The 15763-nt window shown below is 70.9% G+C and carries 16 protein-coding genes; 6 read left to right on the top strand and 10 right to left on the bottom strand.

Annotation, left to right across the window (positions count from 1 at the left end; translation table 11 throughout):
* Positions 1 to 301: 301 nt before the first annotated feature.
* A complete protein-coding gene (locus EIL87_RS15915; RefSeq protein WP_125091321.1) occupies positions 302 to 1684 on the bottom strand; it encodes a PhoH family protein in 1383 nt (460 codons plus the stop codon).
* Positions 1685 to 2131: 447 nt separating this feature from the next.
* Positions 2132 to 3346, bottom strand: coding sequence for a DUF885 domain-containing protein (locus tag EIL87_RS15910; protein ID WP_125091320.1), 1215 nt, complete (start codon positions 3344 to 3346; stop codon positions 2132 to 2134).
* A gap of 262 nt (positions 3347 to 3608) precedes the next feature.
* Here EIL87_RS15910 and EIL87_RS15905 point away from each other — a divergent pair, with 262 nt between their 5' ends.
* Both EIL87_RS15905 and EIL87_RS15900 read left to right on the top strand, forming a co-directional pair.
* Complete coding sequence (locus tag EIL87_RS15905) at positions 3609 to 3854, top strand: hypothetical protein (protein WP_125091319.1); 246 nt, start codon at positions 3609 to 3611, stop codon at positions 3852 to 3854.
* A gap of 252 nt (positions 3855 to 4106) precedes the next feature.
* Positions 4107 to 4352, top strand: a complete 246-nt coding sequence (locus EIL87_RS15900; protein ID WP_233576288.1) for a hypothetical protein — start codon at positions 4107 to 4109, stop codon at positions 4350 to 4352.
* Positions 4353 to 4415: 63 nt separating this feature from the next.
* Here the strand turns inward: EIL87_RS15900 and EIL87_RS15895 are convergent, their stop codons facing one another.
* Positions 4416 to 5192 (bottom strand): isoprenyl transferase, encoded by a 777-nt coding sequence (locus tag EIL87_RS15895; RefSeq protein WP_125091318.1) that lies wholly within the window; start codon positions 5190 to 5192, stop codon positions 4416 to 4418.
* Positions 5193 to 5621: 429 nt separating this feature from the next.
* Between EIL87_RS15895 and trhA the strand changes: the two genes are divergently transcribed.
* Positions 5622 to 6248, top strand: a complete 627-nt coding sequence (gene trhA, locus EIL87_RS15890; RefSeq protein WP_125091585.1) for a PAQR family membrane homeostasis protein TrhA — start codon at positions 5622 to 5624, stop codon at positions 6246 to 6248.
* Here trhA and EIL87_RS15885 read toward each other — a convergent pair.
* The 3 genes from EIL87_RS15885 to mca all read right to left on the bottom strand — a co-directional run bounded on the left by EIL87_RS15885 (position 6239) and on the right by mca (position 9654).
* Positions 6239 to 8251, bottom strand: a complete 2013-nt coding sequence (locus EIL87_RS15885) for a thioredoxin domain-containing protein (protein ID WP_125091317.1) — start codon at positions 8249 to 8251, stop codon at positions 6239 to 6241. The two genes, trhA and EIL87_RS15885, sit on opposite strands and share 10 nt — an antisense overlap.
* A 186-nt stretch (positions 8252 to 8437) precedes the next feature.
* The gene (locus tag EIL87_RS15880) at positions 8438 to 8773 is read right to left on the bottom strand and encodes a hypothetical protein (RefSeq protein ID WP_125091316.1); all 336 of its coding nucleotides are present in this window, start codon (positions 8771 to 8773) and stop codon (positions 8438 to 8440) included.
* Entirely contained in the window at positions 8770 to 9654 is an 885-nt protein-coding gene (mca, locus tag EIL87_RS15875) for a mycothiol conjugate amidase Mca (RefSeq protein ID WP_125091315.1), read from the bottom strand. Before mca ends, EIL87_RS15880 begins: the two co-directional genes overlap by 4 nt.
* 202 nt (positions 9655 to 9856) lie before the next feature.
* On the opposite strand from mca, the gene EIL87_RS15870 reads away from it, so the two are divergent.
* Together EIL87_RS15870 and greA are read left to right on the top strand one after the other, a co-directional pair.
* Positions 9857 to 10297, top strand: a complete 441-nt coding sequence (locus tag EIL87_RS15870; RefSeq protein ID WP_233576287.1) for a DUF4307 domain-containing protein — start codon at positions 9857 to 9859, stop codon at positions 10295 to 10297.
* Positions 10298 to 10487: 190 nt separating this feature from the next.
* Positions 10488 to 10976: a transcription elongation factor GreA gene (greA, locus tag EIL87_RS15865; protein ID WP_199740435.1), complete on the top strand. Its 489-nt coding sequence runs from the start codon at positions 10488 to 10490 to the stop codon at positions 10974 to 10976.
* A gap of 110 nt (positions 10977 to 11086) precedes the next feature.
* Here the strand turns inward: greA and EIL87_RS15860 are convergent, their stop codons facing one another.
* Together EIL87_RS15860 and ilvA are read right to left on the bottom strand one after the other, a co-directional pair.
* Positions 11087 to 11632, bottom strand: coding sequence for an Lrp/AsnC family transcriptional regulator (locus EIL87_RS15860; RefSeq protein WP_199740434.1), 546 nt, complete (start codon positions 11630 to 11632; stop codon positions 11087 to 11089).
* A 13-nt stretch (positions 11633 to 11645) separates the two neighbouring features.
* Complete coding sequence (ilvA, locus tag EIL87_RS15855) at positions 11646 to 12857, bottom strand: threonine ammonia-lyase (RefSeq protein WP_125091313.1); 1212 nt, start codon at positions 12855 to 12857, stop codon at positions 11646 to 11648.
* Positions 12858 to 12974: 117 nt separating this feature from the next.
* Between ilvA and EIL87_RS15850 the strand changes: the two genes are divergently transcribed.
* A complete protein-coding gene (locus EIL87_RS15850) occupies positions 12975 to 13220 on the top strand; it encodes a hypothetical protein (protein WP_125091312.1) in 246 nt (81 codons plus the stop codon).
* A gap of 69 nt (positions 13221 to 13289) precedes the next feature.
* Here the strand turns inward: EIL87_RS15850 and EIL87_RS15845 are convergent, their stop codons facing one another.
* A complete protein-coding gene (locus EIL87_RS15845; protein WP_125091311.1) occupies positions 13290 to 14429 on the bottom strand; it encodes a cystathionine gamma-synthase in 1140 nt (379 codons plus the stop codon).
* Between the two features lie 103 nt (positions 14430 to 14532).
* Positions 14533 to 15696, bottom strand: a complete 1164-nt coding sequence (locus tag EIL87_RS15840; RefSeq protein WP_125091310.1) for a hypothetical protein — start codon at positions 15694 to 15696, stop codon at positions 14533 to 14535.
* Positions 15697 to 15763 lie beyond the last annotated feature (67 nt).

Genomic DNA, 15763 nt, shown 5'->3' with positions numbered 1-15763 from the left:
CCCCGCGCAGCGCCCCTCGAACTTCCCGCGAAGTTCGAACCACCGAGCCCGCAGTCGAACCTCGCGCAGAAGTACCCCCCGCCCCGAAGGCGTTGGGCTTGCTTCTCTCCTGGTCAGCAGGGTGACGTGCGAACCTCGCGCGAAGTTCGAGGCCGTGGAGTGACCTTCGAACTCCGCGCGAAGCTTGACGGGACGGTTCTTCTTGCCGAAGTTCGCGCGAAGTTCGAGGCGGCGGGGGCTCGGCGCGCTTCGGGCGTGAACCGGGGAGGGCACCTCGGGTGAGGCGCCCTCCCCGGTCATGTCAGAAGGTGTGTTCGCCCTCCAGGAGCTCGGTGACCAGGGCGGCGATCGGGCTCCGCTCCGATCGGGTCAGGGTCACGTGGGCGAACAGCGGGTGGCCCTTGAGCTTCTCGATGACGGCCGCGACGCCGTCGTGGCGGCCCACCCTCAAGTTGTCGCGCTGCGCGACGTCGTGGGTGAGCACCACCCGCGAGTTCGACCCGAGCCGGGAGAGCACCGTCAGCAGGACGTTGCGCTCCAGCGACTGGGCCTCGTCGACGATGACGAAGGAATCGTGCAGCGAGCGGCCGCGGATGTGGGTCAGCGGCAGCACTTCGAGCATGCCGCGATCCATGACCTCCTCGAGCACGTTCTCGCTGGCGTGCGCGCCGAGCGTGTCGAAGACGGCCTGCGCCCAGGGCGCCATCTTCTCGCCCTCGGTGCCCGGCAGGTAGCCGAGCTCCTGCCCGCCGACGGCGTAGACCGGCCGGAACACCACGACCTTGCGGTGCTGCTGGCGTTCCATCACCGACTCAAGGCCGGCGCACAGCGCCAACGCGGACTTGCCGGTACCGGCCCGGCCGCCCAGCGAGATGATCCCGATCTCGGGGTCCATCAGCAGCTCCAGCGCGATCCGCTGCTCCGCGGAACGCCCGTGCAGCCCGAAGACCTCGCGGTCGCCGCGCACCAACCGGACCTGCTTGTCGGCGGTGACCCGGCCGAGCGCGCTCTGCTGGCCGGCCAGCACCCGCACGCCGGTGTTCGGCGGCAGGTCCCTGGCCTCCTCCAGGTCGGCGACGCCGTCCTTGAACAGCGAGTCCACCGACTCGGACCCGACGTCGATGTCGGCCATGCCGCTCCAACCCGACGAGACCACGTCCTGCGCGCGGTACTCCTCGGCGGCCAGGTTCACCGACGCGGCCTTGACCCGCAGCGGCATGTCCTTGGTGACCAGCACGACCTCGCGGCCTTCGGCGGCGAGGTTGAGCGAGCACGCCAGGATGCGCGAGTCGTTGTCGTCCGTGCGGAAGCCTGGCGGGAGCACCGACGGATCGGAGTGGTTCAGCTCCACGTGGACGTTGCCGCCCTCGGAGTTGACCAGCACCGGGTGGTCCAGTCTGCCGTGCTTCAGCCGGAGGTCGTCGAGCACGCGCAGCGCCTCACGGGCGAACCAGCCGAGCTCGGGGTGGTGGCGCTTGGCCTCCAACTCGGAGATGACCACCACCGGGAGCACCACGTCGTGCTCGGCGAACCGGGCCATCGCCCACGGGTCGGACAGCAGGACCGAAGTGTCCAGGACGTAGGTGCGGAACTCCAGGTCACCGCCAGGTGAAGCGGCGGTGTGCGCGGGCTCGTCGTTGCGGACGGCGCTGTGCGCCTGAGGCTGGGAACGTCGTGCGGTCACGGCTACTCCCTCGCGGACGTGCCGACCACGCCCGCTCGTCGGTGGGCCGGGCCTGCCCCCGTCGCGCTCCGGCCGGACCGTCCGGTCCACCGACGCCGCGCGAAGGCCGGGCACCGACCCCCTCCGCGACCACGGTGGACGTGTGAACGTCCCTCCAGCCAACAGCCACGATCAGGGCCTCCCGGACGGGCCGCGTTCGGACGTGCAGGAGAACGGCCCGTCACCGCGAACGCTACCTGCGTGATCGTGCTTCGGCAGACAGCCACTTAGGTGATTCGAACCCCCGGTGCGCTCACCGCGCGCGACTACTATGTTTTCGCAGTTCAGAAGGTTAATAGCGGGTTTCCACCAGGTTCGTCAGCAGGTCAGGAGACGTCCGGAAGCGCGGCCGAGATCGAACGGGAATCAACACTCCCGGTTATCGTTGCTGCTCTTTCCGGGTGAAGTTCAGCCGCAGGCGCCTGTCGCGATCTCCGCGCGGAGATCCGCCGGCAGGAGCGCTTCGTCAAGCAACCGGCGGTAACGATCGGCGCTCGATGTGCCGTTCGACTCCTCCTCCAACCACCGCCGCACGAGCCGGTACCCCTCGACGTAGGTCGTGGTGTAGGCCCGCCAGAGCGGGTCGCGCATGAAGCGCACGAGGTGCCGGGCCTTGCCCTCGGACATCAACAGCCAGCGACCGAGGTGGTCGACGACCTCCTGCTCCGCAGCCCCCTGCTCGTGCAGCATGAGCAGCGCGTCCTGGCGCACCGGCAGCAGCCGGACCAGCACCGCCTCCAGCCGCTCGGCGAGCTCCCCGTCCACCGCGACCCCCAGGTCGGCGAAGACCTCCGCGACCCACGCGCCCCAGCCCGGACCCACCGCGGCGTGCAACCCCAGGTCGGCGAGCCCCTCCGCGAGCACGCACTGCGGTGTGCCGAGCAGGCAGAGGGTGTGCTCCGGCAGGGTGCGCCCGAGACCGGCCGCCTTGTGGCAGTGCTCGGTGTGGTGCCCCGGGTAGGCCTCGTGCGCGATCAGGCGAGGCAGGGTCGAGGCTCGCTGGCCGGCGTCGGCGTTGATCAACACGCGCGACCGGAAACCACCGAGGTACTCGTGGAAACCGCTCCACGGCCGGTCGGCGACGACCGCGTACCGCACCCGCTCCTGGACCGGGAGCCCGAAGCGCTGCCGCACCCGGCGGCGCAGCGCCTCGGACACCGCCTCGGCGCAGCCCGCCAGGCGATCACGCGGCAGCACGTCGCGGCGCCGCACCGCGTCCAGCCGGTCGGCGAGCGAGCCGCTCCCGGGCAGCACCGCGTCGAGCTCGCGGTGCGCCTCGCGGTAGTCGTCGGGATCGCCGACAGCAGGGTCGACCTGGTAGCAGGCCCGGACTTCGGCGAGGAACGACATCTCCCGGCCCGCCAGCCTGAGCCCGGTGGCCTCCAGCGCGATCAGCTGAGCGTCCAGGAACCGTCGGCGCGACTCCGCCATGCCGCAGCCGTCGAGTTCGGCGCGCAGTTCCCGGGCTCGCTGGACGAGCCGCCCCGGCTCCGGCCGCGGCTCGCAGCGCACCCGGAGGCGCAGCCCCGGGTCCCCCGAGTACGAGTCGACGAGCCCGGGAGCGATGCGGTCGAACCGCAGCCCCAACCGGACGTACTCGGACACCCACCGCGCCGAATCCACGCTGGGAACAGTACGCCGCCGCTGGGCGGACGTATGCCCGATTTCGCCGCGTTCTCCGCGCGTGCGCAGTGCTGCGCTTTTTCGGCGTCCGCTCGCGAGCAATTGAGGGGTTGCGACATGACTACACACAATGGTGTTAGTCGAGTATCGGGTTTCACGAACCCTGGTTACGTTTCAAACCAGGTGCTTCACTCGCTTCGGAATTCACACTTCCGGGCAGAAGCACGCACTTGCTCAACTCATCTCACCAAGGAGCAAAGCTGTGCTGAAGAGAGCAGTGATTGTCGCCACCGCCGCCGCTGGCCTGCTCGCGCTGGCCCCGGCCGCCTACGCCGACAGCCAGGACAACGACGGCATCAACCTCCTGAACGACAACAACGTGAGCGTCCTGCCGGTGCAGCTGTGCGGCAACAACGTCGCGGTGGTGGGTGCTGTCGCCCCGATCGGCTCGCCGAGCAAACCCGAGTGCGTCAATGCCCCGATCGTGGACCACCCGACCGCGGACTGAGGGATCCTCATCGCGCGGGGAGGAGCGCCGGGACATCCCGGCGCTCCTTTTCGCACGCAAGCACTTTCCCTTGCTACCTGCGCTAATACGAGAATCGTTCACACAATGGGGTTACGGAATTTGGTCCGTCCGCGTGTCCGCTGTAGTTTGCATGCGGAACACACCAGACTCGGTCGCCCATCCGGGCTTTTTCGCAGAGTCCGCTGGTGTGAACTCCGAATCCCGCGGAATTCCAAAAGGAGAGTGACCCAAGTGCTGAAGAAGGCAGCGATTGTCGCTGGTGCCGCCGCCGGCCTGCTGGCCCTGGCGCCCGTCGCCAACGCCGACAGCTCGGACAACGACGGCGTCAACGTCCTGAACGACAACAACCTCAGCGTCCTGCCAGTGCAGGCCTGCGGTAACAACGTCGCCGTCCTGGGTGCCGTCGTCCCGCTGCTGTCCCCGCAGTCCAGCGAGTGCGTCAACGCCCCGGTCGTGGACCACCCGTCCGCTGACTGAGCGAGCTGAACCCCGCCGAGAAGGCCAGGTCCTCGACGACCTGGCCTTCTCGCGCGCTCGGGGTCAGCGGCCCAGGCGGCGGTGCCGGACCGCGTAGTCGCGCAACGCGCGCAGGAAGTCGACCCGGCGGAACTCGGGCCAGTAAGCCTCGGTGAACCAGAACTCCGAGTGCGCCGACTGCCAGAGCATGAACCCGGACAGCCGTTGCTCGCCCGAGGTGCGGATGAGCAGGTCCGGGTCCGGCTGACCGGACGTGTAGAGGTGCTCGGCGATGTGGTCGACCGTGAGCACCTCGGCGAGCTCCTCGATGGTGGTCCCCGCCTCGGCGTGCTGCTGGAGCAGCTTGCGGACCGCGTCGGCGATCTCACGGCGACCGCCGTAGCCGACGGCGACGTTGACCTGCATCCCGGTCCGGCCCTCCGTCCGCAGCGCACCGGCGGTCAGCCGGGCGGCGGTCTCGGTGGGCAGCACGTCCAACGCGCCCACGATCCGCACCCGCCAGGACTTGCCGGGACTGGTGAGCTCGTCGACGACCCCGGCGATGATCTCCATCAGGGCGTTGAGCTCGTCCTCGCTGCGGTTGAGGTTGTCGGTCGACAGCAGCCACAAGGTGGCCACCTCGACCTGCGCCTCCTCGCACCAGCCGAGCATCTCCGCGATCTTGCGCGCGCCCGCCCGGTGCCCGTGCGCCGCGTCCAGGCCGGCTTCCTTGGCCCATCTGCGGTTGCCGTCCAAGATGACGCCGACGTGCCGGGGGTGCTGCAGCCCGTCGAGCTTCCGGCTGAGCCGTCGCTCGTAGACCGAGTACATGAGTTCTTTCAACCGAACCTTGAGCGCCACGCCAGATGAGAGTACGCGGACTCCGTTGAGCATCGGCGTCGAGCCCGGGCCGCGGAGCGACCCCCTCCGGGTGGTCCACTCACACCGGAGCCTGGCGCGAGCCCGCCACCGCGCATCGCCAGGGCGCACAACAGGAGTGATGCGCCGCATCCCGGAGATGACGGGGCCACCACCAGAGACGCGTTTTTCCAGCCCGTAGGTTGCCCACGCAGGCGATGAGCACCCCCACGCAAGCCATCGCCGCGGCACGCTAGGCCCAGGAACGGCGCCAAGAACGGGAATGGGTCGAAACCCAGTCAGCAGCGCACAGGCACCGGAGGCCTCTGGTGCAACAGACGTCACAGCGCGCGAAACCTACGCTCCCGTAACCTTTGTGGCGTGACCAACGGCCTCTCGTCTCGTGTTCCGAACGCCCCCGTCAAGCCGCGGATGCGCGGGTGGATCCACTTCTGGTCGCTGCTGGCGTTCTTCGCCGCCGGCGCGACGCTGATCTCGCTGGCGGCCTCGACCGTGTCCGCCGAGGCCGCGCTGGGCACCTCGATCTACTCGGTGACCGTGCTCGGGCTGTTCGGGGTGAGCGCGCTCTACCACCGCAAGACCTGGAAGTCGGTCGGCGCGCGCACCTGGATGCGGCGACTCGACCACTCGATGATCTTCCTGTTCATCGCCGGCACCTACACGCCGCTGGCGATGATGGCGATGCAGCCGACCACCGGAGCGGTGGTGCTCGCCGTGGTGTGGGCGGGCGCGATCGGCGGCGTGGTCCTCAAGCTCGCCTGGCCGAACGCGCCCCGCTGGGTCGGCGTCCCGGTCTACATCGCCCTGGGTTGGGTCGCCGTGTTCGTGCTGCCGGACCTGCTGCACAACGCGGGTGTGACCGTGCTGGTGTTGCTGATCGTCGGCGGCGCGCTGTACACGCTCGGCGCGATCTTCTACGCCACCCGCTGGCCGGACCCGTGGCCCAGGACCTTCGGCTACCACGAGTTCTTCCACTCGACGGTGACCGCGGCGGCCATCTGCCACCACGTGGCGATCTGGCTGGCGCTCTACGCCTGAGCGAGGTTCTCGGCCAGCTCGTGCGCGTTGGTGACCGGCCGGTCGCAGACGTAGCCGTGGCAGACGTAGGCCGCGGGGGCACCGTCGACCAGCGGGCGGTCGGCCAGCAGCGGCACGCCGGCCGCGTCCGGCGTCGACCCGACCACGACGGTCCCGCCCGGGGCGTCCCGGTGGGCCACCGCGAGCAGGTCGGCGCGGGAAGTCTCGTCCGGGCCGACGACGGCGATCTGCAGCGGGCCCTGCGCGCGCGCCTCGGCCACCGCGAGCCAGTGGCCCGCGAAGCGCGGGACGCGCTGGGCCAGCAGGCCGACGCGCGAGAGCGCCTGCTCCGCGGCCGCCCGGTACCGGCTGGTGGCCTCCGGGCCGACCAGCGCTGATGCGGTGAGCAGCGCGGCGGTCAGCGCGGCGGCACCGGAGGGGCTGGCGTTGTCGGTGGGGTCTGAGGGCCTGCGCACCAGCTCTTCGGCGTCGGCTGCGGTGTCGTGGAAGGTCCCCGGATGCTCGCTGTCGGCGAACTGCTCGAGCGCGATGTCGAGGAGTTCGCAGGCGGCTGTGAGCCAGCGCGGGTCGGCGGTGGCCTGGTGCAGCGACAGCAGGCCGTCGGCGAAGCACCCGTAGTCCTCCAGCACGCCCGCCGCGGTGCCCGCGACACCGCGGCGGGAGGTCCGCAGCAGCCGACCGTCGGCCCGGTGCTTCGCCAGCAGCAGCTCGGCGGCCCCGGCGGCGGCCTCGACCCAGGACGGCTCGTCCAGGGTGGCGCCGGCTTCCACCAGCGCGGTGATGGCAAGGCCGTTCCACGCGGTGACGACCTTGTCGTCCCGGCCCGGCTGCGGGCGCTGCTCGCGAGCCGCCAGCAGGCGCTCCCGCACGCGGGCCCACCGCTCCGGGTCGTCGGGGTCGTGCGGCAGCTGGAGCGTCGACGCGCCGTCCTCGAAGGTGCCGCCCGGGGTCACGACCAGCAGCGACGCGGCCCAGTCGCCGTCGGCCTCCCCCAGCACCTCGCGCAGCTGTCCGGGCGTCCACACGTAGGTCAGGCCCTCGACGCCTTCGGTGTCGGCGTCGAGCGAGGCGACGAACCCGCCTTCGGGCGTGCGCAGGTCGCGGAGCAGGAAGCCCGCCGTCTCGCGGGCCACCCGCGCGGCGAGGGCGTCGCCGAGCCGGCCCAGGTGCGCGTAGGCGCGCAGCAGCAGCGCGTTGTCGTAGAGCATCTTCTCGAAGTGCGGCACCACCCACGCGGCGTCAACGCTGTAGCGCGCGAACCCGCCGGCCAGCTGGTCGTAGATGCCGCCGCGCGCCATCGCGGTGCAGCAGTCGTGGGCCAGATCCAGCGCCTGCGGGGAGCCGGTGCGCTCGTGGTGGCGCAGCAGGAACTCCAGCACCATCGACGGCGGGAACTTCGGGGCGTCCCCGAAACCGCCGTTCTCGGCGTCGGATTCGGTGCGCAGGCGCCCGACCGCACCGGTGAGCACCTCGTCGTCCAAGAGGGACTCGGGCAGCGGCGCGCGCTGCGCGTTGAGCTGTTCGACGATGCGACCCGCGGCCTTGCGGACCTCCTCACCGCGGCCGTCCCACGCCTGCGCGACCGCCGCCAGCAGCTGCTGGAAGGAGGGCATGCCGGGCATCGGCGAAGAGGGGTAGTAGGTGCCGCAGTGGAAGGGCTCGCCCGCCGGGGTCAGGAAGCACGTCATCGGCCAGCCGCCCTGGCCGGTCATGGCCTGGGTGGCCTCCATGTAGACGGCGTCGATGTCCGGCCGTTCCTCGCGGTCCACCTTGATGTTGACGAAGTGCTCGTTCATCAACCGCGCGGTGTCGTCGTCCTCGAACGACTCGTGCGCCATCACGTGGCACCAGTGGCAGGCCGCGTAGCCGATCGAGAGCAGGACCGGGACGTCGCGGCGGCGGGCCTCCTCGAAGGCTTCCGGGCACCACGGCCACCAGTCGACCGGGTTGTCGGCGTGCTGCAGGAGGTACGGACTCGTCGCGTCCGCAAGCCGGTTCGCCATGTCTCCAGCCTCCCATTCCGATCTTCCGCCCGCACTGGCGAGGGGCGTCGAGCACCGCGGTGACCAGGTCGTGGAGTACCGCGCTGACCCGCTGCCGAAACGAGAACCGTGGTCCGGGCCCGCATCAAGGCCCCGGGGACGCAGACGGGGCCACCTGGTCTCCAGGTGGCCCCGTGCGACTGCGGTCTACTCGGCTTTCGCCGGCGGGGGCTTCGCCGAGCCCCCGTCCTCCGAGTTCTCGGCCTCCTCGGCCGCCTCAGCGCGCTCGGCCTGCTCTGCTTCGGCCCGCTTGACCCGGGCCGGTGCCGCGGCGTTGGCCTTCTCCTCGTCGAAGACGACCGGCAGCTTCTTCAGGTGCTTGGTCATCGAGCGGATGAGGAACACCACGGCGATGCCGAACACGATCAGCAGCACCAGCCCGAGCGGTGAGGACTTGCCGAAGTCCTCGCCCTGCCCACCCGGGTCCTGCGGCGGACCGGGGGCCTGGGCCAGGACCAGTGCGACGGTCTCCTGAGCACTCATGCGCACACCTTCTCCTGGACGCCGTCGAACAGGTCGTCCTCCGGCAACGTCGTGTCGACCAGCGAGCGCACCAGCTCGTAGTCCTCGGTCGGCCACAGCTGGCGCTGGGCCTCGCAGGAGACCGCGAACCAGCGGCTGGTCGGGTCGATCTGGGTCGCGTGGGCGCGCAGCGCGTCGTCCCGCTTCTCGAAGTAGTCACCGCACGGCACGCGGGTGGTCACCCGGTCGTCCGGGTCGGGCCGCTGCTGCTCGTCCCAGCGCTTGAGCCAGTCGGTCCACGGCGACTCCTTGCCCTCGGCCAGCAGCGACTCGTGGAACAGCTGCATGCGCTTCCGGGAGAAGCCGTGCGAGTAGTACAGCTTCAACGGCTGCCACGGCTCCCCGGTGCCCTGGTAGAGGTCGGGGTCACCGGCGGCGTCGAAGGCCGCTACGGAGACCTCGTGGCAGCGGATGTGGTCGGGGTGCGGGTAGCCGCCGTTCTCGTCGTAGGTGATCACCACGTGCGGCCGGAACTCGCGCACGGCCCTGACCAGCTCGCGCGTGGACTCCTCCAGCGGGACCGTCGCGAACACGCCCTCCGGCAGCGGGGGCGGCGGGTCGCCCTCCGGCAGGCCGGAGTCGACGAAGCCGAGCCAGCGGTGCTGCACACCGAGGATCTCGGCGGCCCTGGCCATCTCCTGGCGACGCACCTCCGGCAGGTTCGCCACGATCTCCGGACGCTCCATGGCCGGGTTGAGGATGCTGCCGGCTTCACCCCCCGTGCAGGTGACGACCATCACCTCGTGGCCCTCGGCCGCATAACGCGCGGTGGTCGCGGCCCCCTTGCTGGACTCGTCGTCCGGGTGCGCGTGCACCGTCATCAGCCGCAGCTTGTCCGCCATCGCCCGCTCGATCCTCCCGCTCGTGACTGCATCCGCCCTGTGCACGACTGCTCGCGCCGACGGCCCCGCCGTCGGTCCGCTGAACGCTCCAGGGATACTCAACGTGGATGTCGTGCTCCATTGTTCCCGGTGGTGCCGACGCCCCGGCCGTCACCCCGTGTGGCCCCGGCCGCAGATCCACCAACCGCGTCGAGAGGTCGCCGTGGCGCAGCAGCAGGTCCCGCCGGACCGGTACGGATCGCGCGCCCCCAGCGCGCGCACCCGCCCCGCCCTGCGCTGGGCGCTGCTCGCGGTGGTGCTGCTGGCCCTCGTCGGCGTCTCGGTCCTCGGCTACCGCAACCTGGGCTCCGCTCCGATCCAGGGCGAGCAGGTGGCCTTCGAGGTGATCGACGACCACTCCGTCCGGATCACGGTGGAGGTCCAGCGGGACGATCCGCAGCGACCCGCCGACTGCGTGGTCCGCGGTCGCGCCGAGTCCGGTGAAGAGGTCGGCAGGCGCGAAGTCCTCATCCACCCGGCAGGCGACGTGACGCGGCAGGACACCGTGCTCCGCACCTCCGCCCGAGCGACCATCGGGGAGGTGTACGGCTGCACTTACAACGTGCCTGAATATTTGTCCACTCACACGCGGCCAACCGGGTGAAGCGCCCCGCTGCACGTCGAGGGCGAGGAAAATCCGGTCCCTTTGCGTGCTGATTCGTGCTATCGTCGAGCGCAGCACGGCCCCCGCTGAGGGCCGTGTTTTTCCGTTACTTGGCATTGGCTGAGAAAAGGACGGAATTGCAATTTGGCTCGTGTTGAGAGCGGGCCGCAGTCGACGAGGAGTGGTGACCGTGAGCGAGACCCAGGTGACCTGGCTGACCCAGGATGCTTACGACCGGCTCAAGGGTGAGCTGGACGAGCTCGTGGCCAACCGCCCGGTGATCGCCGCGAAGATCAACGAGGCCCGCGAGGAAGGCGACCTCCGGGAGAACGGCGGGTACCACGCCGCCCGCGAGGAGCAGGGCCAGATGGAGTCTCGCATCCGCCAGCTCCAGGAGCTGCTGCGCACCGCCAAGGTCGGCGACGTGCCCACGGAGTCCGGTGTCGCCAAGCCCGGCTCGGTGCTGACCGTCCGCTACGACGGCGAGGACGAGACCGAGAAGTTCCTGCTCGCCAACCGCGAAGAGGGCGCGCACGGCGACCTCGAGGTCTACTCCCCCAGCTCTCCGCTGGGCAAGGCTCTGCTCGACGCCAAGGAGGGCGAGAGCCGGGAGTACGAGCTGCCCAACGGCGGCCACATGAAGGTCACGCTCGTCAAGGCGGAGCCCTTCAACGGCTGATCTTCCATTCCAGAACTACTTTCGCGCGCAGCGCTGGAGTTGCTGCGCGCTTTGTTGATCTGGCTGCACCTGGCATGTGCGGGTGAAACCGTCGAACGGTTCCACCGCAATTAAGATTCGATTCCGGGCTTGTGCGCTCGGTCGGCGGGCGCTCCGGTTTCCGGGGCGCCCGCTTGGTCTTCACCGGAAAGCCGGCGCAGCAGCGGCCGCACCCGCGGTGGCACCGGGGTGGACAGCGCGATCGACGTCGACGTGCGGCGCACCCCGGGGACGCCGACCACCTCGTCGATGACGCGCTGCAGGTCGTCGTTGGAGCGGGCGACCATGCGCACGAACAGGTCGCCCTGGCCGGTGGTCGCGTGCACCTCGCAGACCTCGTCGATCGCCGCCAGCTGCTCGGACACGGCGGTGCGGTGGCCCTGGGCGATCTCCAGCACTGCGAAGGCGGTCAGCCCGTAGCCCATCGCCGCCAGGTCCAGCTCGGGCGGGAACCCCTTCAGGACACCGCGCTGGACGAGCCGGTCCAGCCGCGCCTGCACGGTGCCCCGGGCGACGCCGAGCCGGCGCGAGCACTCCAGCACGCCCAGCCGCGGCTCGTCGGAGAGCAGCAGCAACAACCGGGCGTCCAGTTCGTCGGGACCGTTGTGCGCAGCCACGTGTGCTCCTTGCTCAGCGGCGGGCGAGGATCGTGTACCCGGCCTCCCGGAGCTGGGCCACGACGTACTCGCGGTGTTCCTGACCTCGGGTCTCCAGCGAGACCTCGACCTCCACCTCGCCGAGGGGCAGCGCGCCGGAGATCCGGGAGTGCTCGATGTCGATGACGTTGGCGTTGACCTCGCCGAGCTTGCCGAGCAGCGCCGCGAGCGAGCCGGGCCGGTCGGGCAGCCGGACGCGCAGCGACAGGTACCGGCCGGCCGACGTCATGCCGTGCTGGATGAGCTGGAGCAGCAGCAGCGGGTCGATGTTGCCGCCGGAGAGCACCGCGACCGTCGGCGGGACAACCTGCTCGGGGTGTTCCAGCAGGGCGGCGACGGCGGCGACCCCGGCGGGCTCGACGACGAGCTTCGCGCGTTCCAGGCACAGCAGCAGGGCTCGGGACAACGACTCCTCGCTGACCGTCAGGACGCCGTCCGCCAGCTCGGAGACGTGCGCGAACGTGACGTCGCCCGGCTCGGCGACGGCGATGCCGTCGGCCATCGTCCAGGTATCGGTGAGCGGCACGGGCTTGCCCGCGGCCAGCGACCCGGGCCAGGCCGCGGCCTCCTCGGCCTGCACCGCCAGCACCTTCACCTCGGGGCGCTGGGCCTTCACCGCTGCGGCCACGCCCGCGACCAGCCCTCCCCCGCCGGTCGGCACCAGGATGGTGCGCACCTCGGGCAGCTGCGCCAGGACCTCCAGACCGACCGTGCCCTGACCGGCGACGATGTCGGGGTGGTCGAAGGGGTGGATGAACTCCGCGCCGGTCCGCTCGGCGTGCTGCTGAGCAGCGGCGAGCGTCTCGGCGAGCACCCCGCCGTGCAGCTTCACCTCGGCGCCGTAGGCCTTGGTCGCGGCCAGCTTCGGCAGCGGGACGCGCTCGGGCATGAAGACGGTAGCCGGGATGCCGAGCAGTTGCGCCGCGAGCGCGACTCCCTGGGCGTGGTTGCCCGCGCTGGCGGCCACCACCCCGGCCGCGCGCTGCTCGGGGTCGAGCCCGAGCAGCCGCACGTAGGCGCCTCTGAGCTTGAAGGAGCCGGTGCGCTGCAGGTTCTCGCACTTGAGGTGCACCTCGCCGCCGGTGTGCTGGCCCAGCACTCGTGAGTGCTCCAGCGGTGTCCGCCGGGCCACCTCAGCGAGCAGGGAGTCCGCTCGGCGGATTCGTTCGAGGTCGACGAGCTGCATGCGGCAATCCTGCCACCGATGATCTACCGGTACTAGCGCGCGACGTTCGGTACGCTCGGTGGACGCGGCAATCACCGAGGGCGATGCGTTCACCGAGATCAGTGCCGGGAGGGACTCATGGCGCAGCCGAGCACCGGCGTGGTTCCCCTGCTCAGCGGCATGCTCGCAGCGGCTGCGCTCTCGGGCGCGGCCGTGCTGGTGGTCCTCGACTCCGGCTGCGACGACCCCGGCAGCTACCACGAGCACGACGGCGTCGTGGAGCTCATCGGCGGGTGCCTGCAGCCCAGCGACCTGCCGGTCGCCCCGCGCGACCCGGCCGACTCCTCCGCACCCGGCGGCGCCGACCCCTCACTGGCCAGGTGAACCGGCGGTAGTGGGCCCGAGGTGGTCCTCCCGCGCAGGCGCGCAGGAGGACCACCTCGAGCACTGAGCTCAGCCGAGCGCGGTCAGCAGGTCCTCGACCAGGTCGTCGGCCTCCTCGATGCCCACCGACAGGCGGACCAGGTCCGCCGGGACCTGCAGCATCGAACCCGCGGTGCTGGCGTGCGTCATCCGGCCCGGGTGCTCGATCAGCGACTCGACGCCGCCGAGGGACTCGGCCAGCGTGAACAACCGCGTGCGGGAGCAGACGTCCAGGGCCGCCTGCTCGCCGTCGGCGTGGATGAACGAGACCATGCCGCCGAAGTGCTTCATCTGCTTGGCCGCGACCTCGTGCCCCGGGTGGTCCGGCAGGCCCGGGTAGAGCACCTTCGCGACCTTCGGGTGGCCGGAGAGGGCCGCGACGACCCGCTCGGCGTTCGCGCTGTGCCGCTCCATGCGCACCGACAGCGTCTTGAGCCCGCGCAGGGTGAGGAACGCGTCGAACGGCCCGGGCACCGCGCCGGCGCCGTTCTGCAGGAACGCCAGCTGCTCGGCCAGCGCGTCGTCGGAGGTGATCGCGGCGCCACCGACCACGTCGGAGTGGCCGCCGAGGTACTTGGTCGTCGAGTGGACCACCGCGGTCGCGCCCAGTTCGAGGGGCTGCTGCAGGTACGGCGACGCGAAGGTGTTGTCGACCACGAGCTTCACGCCCGCGTCCGCGGAGACCTGCGCCAGCGCGGCGATGTCGCCGAGGTTGAGCAGCGGGTTGGTGGGCGTTTCCAGCCAGACCACCTTGGTGTTGTCCTGGATCGCCGCGCGCACCGCGTCGACGTCGGAGACCGGGGCCGGGGTGTAGGAGATGCCCCACCCGGTGAGCACCTTGTCGATCAGCCGGAACGTGCCGCCGTAGGCGTCGTCCGGGATGACCAGGTGGTCGCCCGGGCGCAGCAACGACCGCAGCACGGCGTCGCTGGCCGCCATGCCGGAGGCGTAGGCCCGCGCGTGCCTGCCGTTCTCCAGCTCGGCCAGGCATCGCTCCAGGGCGGTCCGTGTCGGGTTGCCGGTGCGGGAGTACTCGTAGCCCGACCGCATCCCCCCGACGCCGTCCTGCGCGTAGGTCGAGGTCGCGTGGATGGGCACGATCACCGAACCGGTCGTCGGGTCTGCCTCCTGTCCCGCGTGAATCGCGCGGGTGGCGAAGCCATCACTCATGTGGAGCAGCATATTGCTCCAGCGCCCGTCCGCAGATCCGGGCCGGGAGAAGCGAAGTGCCCCCGACCTGGTCAGGTCGGGGGCACTTCGATCAAGCGTCAGCTCACCACTGCGGGGGCTGCGGCGGCTGTCCGGGCTGCTGGCCGCCCTGCTGCGGGTAGCCACCCGGCTGGGGGTAGCCGCCCTGCTGCGGGAAGCCCTGCTGCGGCTGCTGGCCAAACTGCTGCGCCGGCTGCTGGCCGTATCCCTGCTGCCCGAACTGCTGGGGCGGCGGCTGCTGGCCGAAGCCCTGCTGGCCGAACTGCTGCGGCGGCTGCTGGCCGAAGCCGCCCTGCGGCTGGCCGTAGCCACCGATCTGCGCGGTGGCGGCGCCCGATCCGGCGTTCGCCCACTCGCGGACCGCGGGCAGGAACGCCAGCACGGCGAGCGCGAGGCCGAAGAGGATGCCGACGACGCCGCTGGCGCTCGGGTACATGATCATCATGACCAGGTTGGCGATCACGCCCAGCGCGGCCGCGCCACCGATCATCGTCGCGCCCAGCGCGTTGCGCTTGATCAGCATGATGCCGCCGACCAGGTACACCAGGGAGACCAGGACGCTGACGATCGTCAGGGTGTACATCAGGCCCATCGGCGGGACCTCGACGCCGAGCGCCGCCGCCTGCGAGGCCATCGCGGACAGGCTGGCGAGGCCCACGATCCCGACGATGCCGAAGATGACACCGAGCCCACCGAAGACCATGCCCAGGATCGCGCACAGCTTCGCCAGGGCCGGGTTGCCCGGCTCGCTCTGACCGGGGAAGCCACCGGCCTGCGGAGGCGGGAAGCCGCCGTGGGCCTGCGGGGCCGGGAAGCCGCCGCCGGGAGTGCCCGGCTGCTGCGGGGGCTGCGCCGGGAAGCCGCCGGGCTGGCTCTGGGTGCCCGGCTGCTGGTACATCGGCTGCGGGGGCTGCATCGACGGCGGCACCATGGCCGTCGCGTCCGCGCCCCCCTGCTGCTGCCCGGCGTGGCCGGGTTGCTGGTACATCGGCTGCGGCGGCTGCGCCGACGGCGGCACCACCTGCGTGGAGTCACCGCCCTGCTGCGGCTGGCCGGTCGGCTGGACGACCTGCGTCGACTCCGACGGCGGCTGCTGCCCCTGCGACTGGACGGGCCGGACGACCTGCGTCGAGTCACCGCCAGCCTGGTTCTCGTCCTGCGGGTCCATCCGGTTCGAGATCGGGTCCGAACCCTGCTGACCGCCGTCCGGCGGCTGCGGAGAGCTCATCGGGTACTACTCCCTTGCGGCGTCCAAAGTCCTGGGCATACTTCGGCCCCACGCTATCTGATCTGTG

The organism is Saccharopolyspora rhizosphaerae, from assembly GCF_003931915.1.
Classification (GTDB): Bacteria; Actinomycetota; Actinomycetes; order Mycobacteriales; family Pseudonocardiaceae; genus Saccharopolyspora; species Saccharopolyspora rhizosphaerae.
The sequence above is the reverse complement of the archived record's forward strand: the minus strand, read 5'-3'. Positions and strand labels throughout refer to the sequence as shown.